The following is a 10,802-nucleotide window of genomic DNA, read 5'->3' as shown; positions in this document are numbered from 1 at the left end:
GAGCGCGGCCTCCCGCGCCGTCGCCAGGGTGACGGCCTCGAACCGGACCGGATCGCCCGGCCGGCGTTGGGCGAGGCGGCGCAGATCGGCCGAGATCACCGTGGCGATCTTCGGGTAGCCGCCGGTGGTCTGCCGATCCGCCATCAGGACGATGGGCAGGCCGTTGCCCGGCACCTGGATCGAGCCCATGACGGTGGCGTCCGAGACGATGTTGTAGCCGCCCGCGCCATGGGCGATGGCGGGGCCGTCGAGTTGGTACCCCATCCGGTCGGCGCGGTGCGACACGGTGAAGGTCGAGCCCAGCAGGGTGTCGATCCCGCCTTGCGGGAAGCGGTCGGCCTGGGGGCCGAGCATGACGCGGATCGGCGCGTCGCGGTCGAGGGGAACGGCATCGGTGGTCCGGTCGCCCGGTGTGTTGCCCTCCGCAGCGGCGAAGGTCAGATGGTCGCCCGCTTGGAAGAGCCGGCCGTCGGCACCCCCGATCCCGGCGCGGAGATGGAGCGAAACGCTGCCGAGCACGGCGCCCGCCTCGAACCCGCCGGCCACGGCGAGGTAGGCGAACGCTCCCTCACGCGGCGGGTCCACGATGAGTTCGGCGCCTGGCGCCAGGGTCGCGGTGCGGTGGCCGGTGAGGGGGGCTCCGTCGATACGCAGGGTGCAGGGCGCGCCGGCACAGGCGAACCAACCCCGTCCCGCCTCCACGACGAAGCGACCGCCGCCGAGGCCGAGTTCGAGGACCGGCGCGTCGGGGGCATTGCCGACGAGGACATTCGCGGTCGCCATGGCGAGGCGATCCATGGCGCCGGAGCCGGAGAGGCCGTAGCGCTGGTAGCCCCGTCGTCCGCCGTCCTGCAGGCTGAGCGCGCCGTGGCATCGCCGGATGACGAGACGCCCGCTCACGGCGTTGTCTCGCAGTCGACGATGCGCTCCCCGGCCCCCGCGGCCCGGTCGAGTTCGTCCCATCTTTCCGGCTCGATGGGCAGGAAGCGGATCGCGTCGCCGGGCTCGAACAGGAAGACCGGATCGCGGCCCGGCATGAACGAGCGCACGGGGGTCCGGCCGAGGAGATGCCATCCGCTCGGGGCGGCGATGCTCGCCACCAGAGCCTGCACGCCGCCGATGGAGATGGTCCCGGCCGGCGTCACCGGCCTCGGGCTCTCCCGGCGCGAGAGAGCGAGGCTCGGGTCCAGGCCCGAGAGATAGGCATAGCCCGGCAGGAAGCCGTTCATGGCCACCCGATATTCGGGTGCCGCATGCCGGGACACGACCTCGTCGGCGCTCAACCCGTGACGGGCGGCGACATCGGCGAGGTCGATGCCGAACGCACCGCCATAGACCACGGGAAGGCGCCAGAGCCGGCGCGGCGTCGTCCCGGCGGGGACCGTACCGACAAGGGCGAGGAGCGCCGATTCGATTGTGCCGGGCTCGACCGCGCAGGGATCGAGGTGGACGGTGAGCGACCTGTAGGTGGGAACGGCCTCTATGAGCCCCGGTATGCCGGCATCCCGCACGGCGCGGTCGAGGGCCAGGACCAGCGCGTTGGCCTCGGGGTCGATGGTCTCACCGAACTCGACGGTGATCGCGGTATCGCCGCACCAGAGCAGGCGGGGCTGAGGGGCTGCCACGGGTCGCAAGGCCTCGCTCGTCGGATCGTCTCCCCAGTCCCAACACGAAGGGGCGGCGCTGTCGAGCGCCGCCCCCTCTTTCATCCTGTAACCCCTTGGGGAAACCAGGTCTCAGTGCGACCGCCCCGGCGATACGTCGGGCTTGCGGAACGGCTCGGAACCGCCCTGGGTCGCCGCGTTCAGGTTCTCGGGGTCGAGGGCGCTTTCCACGAACTCGCGGCCACGGTCGGCGAAGTCGCGGGCGTAGCGGATGCCCTGGTCCTTCACCTCGTCGGCCCACGGACCCACCGTTTCGTCCTCGCGGCGCGTCCGGGGAAGGAGGGCGCCGAGGAGCAGACCCGCCGCGAGGCCGACGACGCCCACGAGAAGCGGGTTCTCGGTGACGAACTGCTCCACATTGGTCTTGCCCCGGTCGAGGCGCTGGCTGCCGCGCTCGGCGAACTCGCCGATGCTGCGGCGGGTGGACCGGTGAGTGTCCGCCGCCCAGTCGCGTGCGTCGTCATAGGTCTCCGACGCACGGTCGATCAGCGACTCCGCCTTGTCCTTCACGGTGTCGCGCGCATCGAGTGCGGCCGCCTTGGCTCGGTCGGCATAGCCCTCAGCCTTGGCCTGGGCATCGTCGGCGAGGTCGCCGGCCTGGTGGCGAAGGTCGCCGGCCGTCGTCCGTGTTTCGCTGCGGGCACGGTCGGAGATGTCATGGAGCGAACGAGCGGTCTCATCGCCGTGCGGAAGGCTGGCGGCGCCATGGGGAAGGCCGGCCGCGAGGGCGATGTCGTCGGGAAGCGAGCTCTTGGGCTCGCCTGGGATGCTGCTGTGGCTCATGGAGGCGACTCCTGTCGGATGGGAGATGGAGCGGCGATGCCGCTGCCGGGTCGGTCAGGTTTCGATCGGCCTTCGCAGGCCTAAATCTGTGTTTCCTCCGCCAGTTCCTTCACGGGCTGGCGTGTCGGCTGGTCGGGGTCGTAGGCCTTGGCGGCGGCGCCCGGCGTCACCGGCAGCGCACCGTCGGGATCGATGAGGGAACGCTTGGTCAGCGTCTGCCGATCCTTTCCGGTGCGATGCAGCAGCCAGCCGATGCCGGCCGCGATGAGCAGGACGGGAACGGGGTTGCGGCGGATCGCATCGAGGGCGCCGTCATAGGCTCCGCTCAACGGTGTCCGGCGGACATTGCCCAGCATGTCGTCAACGATGCTGGGGACGGAGAGCCTGTCCTGGATGCGGTCGATGGTCTGGTCGAGGCGGGCACGGCTCGCCTCGATGTCCTTTTCGAGGTCGTTCAACGATTCACTCATCCCGATACCCTTTCCGACAATGCGCGCGCGTCCTGGCGCATCTGCCGTGTCGTGCGGGTCGGCGCCAGGGTGGAGAGGGACATGGCGTTCCGTCCGATCAGGGCGAAGACGATGGCGACCACCAGAAGCACGCCGCCGACGATGAGGGCGGACAGCGCTTCCGAATGCACTACCGTGGCGAGCCACTTCACCAGGGCGTCCACGAGGACGAACAGGGCGACGACTCCGAACACGCCGGCGCCGACCATCAGCGCGAGGCCGATGAACAGCGTCCGGACGTTGCTCGTCATCTCGGTGCGAAAGAGCGCCATTTCCTTGCGCGCGAGTTCGCTGGTCTCGCGCAGGGCATCGCCGACGAGGCTTTGAATGCTGGATTGCGGGCCGTTCGACATGACGTCCGGCCTAGCTGCGGAACGCGTCGCGGGCATCGCGGTGGGGCGCGATGCTCGACGACTTGATGAAGCGCGAGACGACGAAGCCGGTCACGAAGGTCGCGACGGCAACGGCGACGGGAGCGCGGCGGGCGAAGGCTTCCGCCTCGTCGTAGAACTCGGCGAAGCTGCGGTTCTCGATGGAGGTGCCGAGCTGCTCGAGCCCCTCGGCGGCGCTGTCGAAGAACGCCTTGATGTTCGGCTGCTCCTCGAAGGACTTGCTCGAATCCCGCAAGCCCTGGGCGATATCGTTCACCGACTGGGCGGCGTCGCCCTTGCGGCGATCGGCATAGTCGGTGGCCTGGGCTCGCGCGGCGGCGACGAAGCCCCGGCCGCGCTCGACGGCCACGTCGGCGATGCCCTCGACATCGCCCTTCAGCGCACGCCAATCACCGGTCGGAGCAGCAGCCTCGCCGGAGCCGATCCCGGGGGCGTTCGCCGCGGATGCCGGGCCAGTGGGTTGATTTGCGTTCACGCGCATACTCCTCGATCACTTGTGGGCTGTGTCACTTGTGGCTCTTCAACAACATGGAAACAGACGCGGTTCCGCAAGGAATGCTCATCGTCGAACGGTGGGCGAGGGACCGGCCGCGACATCCCCGCCGATGCGCGCCGGGCCGCCTTCCCATAAGACCGTTCGGCGTCGCAAAACCGACGACGGACCGGCATCGTCGGGCGGGGGACGGGTCGGGTGATCCACTGCGGAACCGACATTCGTCCTTGCCTGCCCTGGCCGTGGGCGATGCGGTCGGTTAGGTTGACTGACGGAATATGAACAGACGTGGCTGTATCGGACGGATCACGGTCGCGTTACGCGCGTTGAACATCGGAATGTCTTGTCCGGCGCGCCCCTGGTGCGCTGCACGCTGAGGACCGGAGCCCGCTGAGTGGCACGCCTTGTCATCGTATCGAACCGTGTGGCCATCCCCGAGGACAGCGGGAAATCCGTTGCCGCCGGAGGCCTGGCGGTCGCCGTCAAGGAGGCCTTCACCTCCTATGAGGGTCTGTGGTTCGGGTGGAGCGGCAAAGTCGTCGAGGACCCGTCCGAGGAGCCCGAGCTCATTGATCGTGGGCGTGTCCAGTACGCCGTCGTCGATCTCTCGCCCCAGGACCACCGGGAATATTACAGCGGGTTCGCCAACCGCGCCCTCTGGCCGATCATGCATTATCGGCTCGGCCTCGGTGCGTTCTCCCGCTCGGATTATGCCGGCTACCAGCGCGTTAACCGCATCTTCGCGCGGGCGCTCGCCAAGCTGATCGAGCCCGACGACATCATCTGGGTCCACGACTATCATTTGCTGCCGCTCGCCTCGGAGCTGCGCGGCCTCGGCATCGCCAACCCCATTGGCTATTTCCACCACATCCCCTGGCCGGCCGCGGACGTGTTCAACACGCTTCCCGCCAGCAACGATCTTCTGCGCGGCATCGCCGATTACGACCTGATCGGCCTGCAGACCGACCCGGACGTGCACAACCTCTCGCGCAACCTCATCGACGAGCTGCGGGCGATCCCCCTCGGCGGCGGCTCGCTGATGGTCGACGGGCGCCGCACCCGCATCCGCAGCTTCCCCATCGGCATCGATGTCGCCGGGTTCAAGGAGGCGGCGGAGAATGCCGGCGCCAACAAGACTGTGCGCGAGACCATGGCGGGCCTGCGCACCCGCAAGCTCCTCATCGGCGTCGACCGGCTCGATTATTCCAAGGGCGTGCCCGAGCGGATGGAGGCGGTGGACCGCTTCTTCGCCTCGAATCCCGACCAGCGCGGCAACGTCGTCTATCTGCAGATCACGCCGAAATCCCGCACCGAGGTGCCGGAATACGAAGAGCTCAGCCGCGAGGTGAACGAGACCGTCGGCGAGATCAACGGCGCCCTCGGTGAGCCCAACTGGACGCCGATCCAGTACGTGACGAAGGCCTATCCGCGCCCCGTCCTGGCGGGTCTCTATCGCGCCGCCCGCGTCGGCCTCGTGACGCCCATGCGCGACGGCATGAACCTGGTCGCCAAGGAATACATCGTCGCCCAGACGGCGGACGATCCGGGCGTCCTCGTCCTGTCGAAATTCGCCGGCGCGTCCCGGCAATTGCCCGAGGCCCTGCTGGTCAATCCCTACGACCGGTTCGAGGTGGCGGAAGCGATCCGCACGGCGCTCTACATGCCGCGCGGCGAGCGGATCGAGCGCTGGAAGCCCATGGTCGACCGCATGACCCGCGAAGACGTGGATTGGTGGGCGCGCAATTTCCTCACCGACCTCGAGAATTTCCGGACCATCGAACGCGAGCCACCCCGCGCGGCCGCTGCCGCCGAGTAGCGGTTTCCTCCCCGTCGGTACGACAGGGAGGGGCTGATTGTCTCTATCGGCAGCGTGACGGGATAGGCAGCGGGCGGGAGACCGGGGTATCGTTCTTGCCTAACCCCGTTCCGATTTCCGGCTCGCGTTCGGCGAGCCGATGTACCTGCGAAAGACATCTATGATCGGCATCGACGATGGCGTGCCCGGGCCTCTCGGGGCGCATTTCGACGGCCGGGGTGTCAATTTCGCGCTGTTCTCGGAGAACGCCACCGGCGTCGATCTGTGCCTGTTCGAGCCGGGCGAGCGCCATGAGAGCCGTGTCGTCCCGCTGCCCTGCCGCACCGACGATGTCTGGCACGGCTACCTGCGCGGCGTGTTCCCCGGCCAACTCTACGGCTACCGGGTCCATGGGCCGTGGGAGCCCGCCAACGGCCATCGCTTCAATCCGGCCAAGCTCGTCCTCGACCCCTATGCGCGCGAGATCCAGGGTCGCATACGCTGGCACGATTCCCTCTACGGGCACCGTCGCGGCCTCCAGCGGGAGGACCAGATCGACCGGCGCGACAGCGCGACCTTCATGCCGCGCGGGGTGGTGACGGCGCCCGACCTGCCGGATCTCGCGCTCAATCCCATCCGCCGGCCCATGGGCCAGACGGTGATCTACGAGGCCCACGTGAAGGCGCTGACGCAGCGTCATCCGGCGATCCCCGAGGCGGAGCGCGGCACCTACGCCGCCCTGGCCCATCCGGCGATCGTCGAGCACCTGCTGAAGCTGGGCGTGACGGCGATCGAGCTCCTCCCGATCCAGGCTTTCGCCGACGACCGGTTCCTGGTGGAGAAGGGGCTCGTCAATTTCTGGGGCTACTCGCCGCTCGGCTATTTCGCGCCGGAGCCGCGCTATCTCGGGGCGGCCGGGACCGGCGGCCTCAAGGCGGCGATCCGCGAACTCGCCGCCGCCGGGATCGAGGTCATCCTCGACGTCGTCTACAACCATACCTGCGAGGCCGATCATACCGGACCGACCCTGTCGTTCCGGGGCATCGACAACGCCAGCTATTACAAGCTCAACCCGGAGAACCGGCGGCAGGAGATCGATTGCACCGGGTGCGGCAACACCCTCGACCTCGACCACCCGAGGGTGATGCAGCTCGTCCTCGATTCCCTGCGGCACTGGGTGACCGCCTACGGCGTCGCGGGGTTCCGTTTCGATCTCGCCACCAGCCTCGGACGCACGCCGCACGATTTCACCGCCAAAGCCGCCTTCTTCCAGGCCATCGCCCAGGATCCGATCCTCTCCCGCGCCAAGATGATCGCGGAGCCGTGGGATATCGGCATGGGCGGCTACCAGCTCGGCGCCTATCCGCGCGGCTGGGCCGAGTGGAACGACCAGTTCCGGGACAGCGTGCGCGGCTTCTGGCGCGGCGATCACGGTATCCTGCCGAAGCTCACGCAGGTCCTGTCCGGCTCGCGGGAGATCTTCGCCGGCTCCGGCCGCTCGCCGCTCGCCAGCATCAACTACGTGGCGAGCCATGACGGCTACACCCTGGCCGACGTCGTGGCCTACGAGGACAAGCACAATCACGCCAACGGTGAGGACAACCGCGACGGCCACGGCCACAACCTCTCGCGCAATTACGGTGTCGAGGGCCAGACGGAGGATCCGGCGATCCTGGCCGTGCGGGCGCGGCAGAAGCGCAATCTCCTGGCGACGACCTTCCTGGCCCAGGGCGTGCCGATGCTTCTGGCCGGGGACGAGCGGTCGCGCAGCCAGAACGGCAACAACAACGCCTATGCGCAGGACAACGCGGTCAACTGGCTCGATTGGGAGACCGATCCCGACCCCGGCCTCACGGCTTTCGTCGCCAACCTCACGGCCTTGCGCCGCGACCAGCCGGCCCTGCGCCGCCTGACCTTCCTCACCGGCGCCGTCATCGGGGACGGGCCGCTGCGCGACGTCCACTGGCTCTCGCCCTGCGGCGCGGAGATGGACGACGAGGCCTGGGGCGATGGTCACCGGCAGGCCTTCGGCATGCAGATCGGCAACGACCTTCCGAGCGCGGACCGCCTGCTGATCCTCATCAACGCCGCCGACGAGGCGATCGATTTCACGCTGGCCCCGGTCATCGGCGGGCCGTGGATGGTCGTCTTCGACACCACCCGGCCGACGGGCATGGTCCAGGCCGGACAGGCGCTGTTTCCCCCCAACGCGCGCCTGCGCCTCGATCCCCGTTCGCTCTACGTCCTGCGCGCGCGACAGGCGGCGTCCTACGAGATCTGACGGACGGGGCGGTCGGTTCGGGCGCCCGCGCCCCGATCAGCGCTCGTCCACGCCGCGCCAGGCCGGGCGGCGATCGGCCTCCGCCAGCGTGTCGCGCGACGCGCTCGCGACGGACCCCGCCACCTTCTGGACCAAAGCGTCGGCGCCCTGGCGCAGTGCTTTCTCGCGGACATCGCTCGGCAGGGCGTCCCAGGCAAGAGAGGCGGCGTTCTCCACGGACGGCGCCGTCGGGCGCGCCGCGAGCCCCGGATCGTCGCGATGGGCGGCCAGGTAGGAGAGGATGCCGATCGCCAGGCAGGCGCGAATGAGGAACGACATGGAAGTCCCGGGTTGGTTCGGTGCCGGCCGTGAGCGGCCCGTTGTGACCGAGCCTCGGCGCAGAACGTAAAGCGCCTCTCACGCACGCCCTGAAATCGAGAACCATGGTGAACGCGGCTTTGCCGCCATGCCCCTGCGAACCGGCATGTCGTGCCCGGCCCTGTGGATAGCGGGAGATGTGCCCCGAAAGGGGCCGTCCACCGAATAGGCGTGGTTACGGACCGGAAAGCATCCGCGAACAATCGGTCGGGTCTGCGCAACACTCGCTTAAGTCCGGTCTGCGAGGTTTGGCCTCAGTCGAGTTCAAGTCGAACCCGAGTCAAAGTCCAGCAAGGGGCGACGAAGCGGCCGTCGAGGCACTTCGCGCTGTGCGTGTGCGTATTGCGTATCTACAGCGGCCTGGCTTCCATGATCGATCTCCGGCTCGCCGGGCTCGTCCACGAGTCGGTGGTCGAAGACGATGCCGTGCGGTTCCGGCACGAGCGGTTCCTGGTATCGCGCCTCGCGACCGGGATCGTGATGATGGCCGCCCTGCCGCCTTACCTGCTCTGGCGGGGCGTCCCCACCGGCCTCGAAGTCCTCGCCATCGCCAGCCTGATGCTGCCGGTCTTCGCCGCCGTGTTCCTGTCGCGGACCGGAATCCTGTGGGTCGCCCATGCGATCTCGTCGGCCGGTCTCACCGGCCTCGTGGTCTGCCTCGCCCTGATGTCGGGCGGCGTGAACTCCGCCGCCGCGATCTGGCTGGTGGCGATCCCGCTGGAGGCGGTCGTGTCCGGTTCGCGCCGGGCGACGCTGGCCGCCGCCATCGTGGCGATGATCGGCGCTCTCGTCGTGGCGTTCCTGCCGCACGGCGCCATTTCGCTGCCTCTCCTCGACCTGTCCCGTTCCCTGGCGATGCCGGTCTTCGCCATCACGGCCATCGGTCACGTGGCCGCCCAGGCCATGGAGCATCTGCGCCACGAAGGCCGCTGGCTCGCCCGGATGCGCGACAACGAGATGCGCGACCGCATGCTGCTCTCGGCCATCGACGACCTCGTCACCTGGCACGACCGGAACGGTCGCGTCATCGAAGCCAGCGCCTCGTCGTCGCGCTTCGTCGGCGTCGAGTCCGTTCGCCTGCGCGGACACGGGCTCCTCGACCGGGTCCATGTGGGAGACCGTCCGGCCCTTCTGCAGACGATCAGCGACGTCGCTGCCGGCGGAAAGCCGGCCACCGTCCAGTTCCGCCTGCATCTCGACCCGGCGGCCCTGCGCGCCGAAGGTGAGCCGCGGGTGATCTTCGCCGAGATGCGGGCCCACCGCATCGCCGGCACCCAATCGGGGGTCGAGGGGTCGAGTGTCGTCGCCGTGACCCGCGACGTCAGCGAGCATCGTCGCCATGCGGAGGAGCTTGAGCACGCCCGCGCCGAGGCCGAGCGCGCCGACGACCTGAAGAGCCGCTTCCTCGCCACCGTCAGCCACGAGCTGCGCACGCCGCTCAACGCCATCATCGGCTTCTCGGAAGTCCTCGCCGGCCAGAGCTCCATGACCCTCGGCCCCGAGCGCAGCCGCGAATATGCCGAGATCATCGGCAGCTCCGGGCGCCATCTCCTCGACGTGGTCAACGCGCTCCTCGACATGTCGCGGATCCAGAGCGGCAATTTCGATTACGTTCCCGAGACGATGAATGTCGGATCCCTGGTGCGGACCTGCTGCGACCTGATGCAGCTGCGGGCCGATCAGGGCGGGATCACCCTGGTGCGCGGCACCGACGCTGCGGGCATCGAGATCATGGCGGATGCACGCGCCTGCCGGCAGGTGCTCATCAACCTCCTGTCCAACGCGGTGAAATTCACCGCGCCGGGCGGGCGGGTCGAGGTCTCCGTGCGGCGAAGCGCGTCGCATCTCGACATCGTGGTGGCGGATACGGGGATCGGCATCGGCGCCGACGACCTGCCCCGCATCGGCGCCCCGTTCTTCCAGGCGGGCGGCGGATACGACCGGACCCATGAGGGAACCGGGCTCGGTCTCTCGGTGGTGCAGGGGCTCGTCGGCCTCCATGGCGGCAGCATCTCCATCGAGAGCGCCGAGCGCCAGGGCACCAGCGTGACCGTGACGCTGCCCATCGATTGCCGGCGCGGCTCCAGCACCGCTCCCCCGGCCCCGATCCGCACGGGGATTCGTCGCTCGGCGCCCCTGCCGGTCGCGGAGGGGATTGTGGTCCCGGTGCGCCGCCCGATCGGTCTGTTCGACCCCGCGCCCGAAGCGGTGAGCGAGCGCTACATTCCCATGCAGCGCGCCGGATGAGTCCCTTGTCCGATCACCGCAACCCGACGCGCACCTCGTCCCGGAGCCGGCATCCGGGACGAGGTGCGCAGCTTACCGTCGGATCCTGCGTCCCGGCGATGCCACCGACCCGTTTTCGGCTCGACCTGTCGGGCCGTTTTCTGCGTTTGAGAGGATAGACCATGCGCGAACCGCTGCCGAAGCGCGACCAGCGCGAGATCGTCGTTCCCACCAGGGCCGCGCAGACCGCCGCTCCGCGCCGGAAACCCGCCTCCACCCCCGCCCGCCGGCCGGCCTTCGGC

The 10,802-nt window shown here is 69.0% G+C and carries 10 protein-coding genes; 3 read left to right on the top strand and 7 right to left on the bottom strand.

The genetic code is table 11. From position 1 onward, the window contains the following. From FV220_RS21995 to FV220_RS21970, 6 genes are all read right to left on the bottom strand, one after another. Positions 1-900: biotin-dependent carboxyltransferase family protein (locus tag FV220_RS21995; protein WP_147833221.1), on the bottom strand; the 900-nt coding region annotated here is incomplete at its 3' end. Further along, positions 897-1,625 carry a 5-oxoprolinase subunit PxpB gene (pxpB, locus tag FV220_RS21990; RefSeq protein ID WP_147833220.1) on the bottom strand — a complete coding sequence of 243 codons (729 nt, stop codon included), beginning with the start codon at positions 1,623-1,625 and terminating at the stop codon, positions 897-899. The genes FV220_RS21995 and pxpB, both read right to left, overlap by 4 nt. Before the next feature lie 111 nt (positions 1,626-1,736). Beyond that, a complete protein-coding gene (locus FV220_RS21985; RefSeq protein WP_056149919.1) occupies positions 1,737-2,447 on the bottom strand; it encodes a hypothetical protein in 711 nt (236 codons plus the stop codon). 80 nt (positions 2,448-2,527) lie between these two features. Next, positions 2,528-2,917 carry a DUF3618 domain-containing protein gene (locus FV220_RS21980; protein ID WP_056149916.1) on the bottom strand — a complete coding sequence of 130 codons (390 nt, stop codon included), beginning with the start codon at positions 2,915-2,917 and terminating at the stop codon, positions 2,528-2,530. Further along, positions 2,914-3,309 carry a phage holin family protein gene (locus FV220_RS21975; RefSeq protein WP_018042238.1) on the bottom strand — a complete coding sequence of 132 codons (396 nt, stop codon included), beginning with the start codon at positions 3,307-3,309 and terminating at the stop codon, positions 2,914-2,916. The genes FV220_RS21980 and FV220_RS21975 overlap by 4 nt, the downstream gene beginning before the upstream one ends. A 10-nt stretch (positions 3,310-3,319) precedes the next feature. Next, positions 3,320-3,772 carry a hypothetical protein gene (locus tag FV220_RS21970; protein ID WP_043764431.1) on the bottom strand — a complete coding sequence of 151 codons (453 nt, stop codon included), beginning with the start codon at positions 3,770-3,772 and terminating at the stop codon, positions 3,320-3,322. A 463-nt stretch (positions 3,773-4,235) separates the two neighbouring features. Here FV220_RS21970 and FV220_RS21965 point away from each other — a divergent pair, with 463 nt between their 5' ends. Further along, positions 4,236-5,657, top strand: a complete 1,422-nt coding sequence (locus tag FV220_RS21965; protein ID WP_026175661.1) for a trehalose-6-phosphate synthase — start codon at positions 4,236-4,238, stop codon at positions 5,655-5,657. Between the two features lie 160 nt (positions 5,658-5,817). Next, positions 5,818-7,917, top strand: coding sequence for a glycogen debranching protein GlgX (gene glgX / locus FV220_RS21960; RefSeq protein WP_147833219.1), 2,100 nt, complete (start codon positions 5,818-5,820; stop codon positions 7,915-7,917). Positions 7,918-7,953: 36 nt separating this feature from the next. On the opposite strand, the gene FV220_RS21955 is transcribed toward glgX, so the two are convergent. Beyond that, positions 7,954-8,235 (bottom strand): hypothetical protein, encoded by a 282-nt coding sequence (locus FV220_RS21955; RefSeq protein ID WP_056149907.1) that lies wholly within the window; start codon positions 8,233-8,235, stop codon positions 7,954-7,956. Between the two features lie 408 nt (positions 8,236-8,643). On the opposite strand from FV220_RS21955, the gene FV220_RS21950 reads away from it, so the two are divergent. Beyond that, positions 8,644-10,521 carry an ATP-binding protein gene (locus FV220_RS21950; protein WP_147833218.1) on the top strand — a complete coding sequence of 626 codons (1,878 nt, stop codon included), beginning with the start codon at positions 8,644-8,646 and terminating at the stop codon, positions 10,519-10,521. Positions 10,522-10,802 lie beyond the last annotated feature (281 nt).

The sequence above is a fragment of the Methylobacterium sp. WL19 genome, assembly GCF_008040005.1.
GTDB lineage: Bacteria > Pseudomonadota > Alphaproteobacteria > Rhizobiales > Beijerinckiaceae > Methylobacterium > Methylobacterium bullatum.
This window is presented reverse-complemented; position numbering and strand designations above follow the sequence as displayed.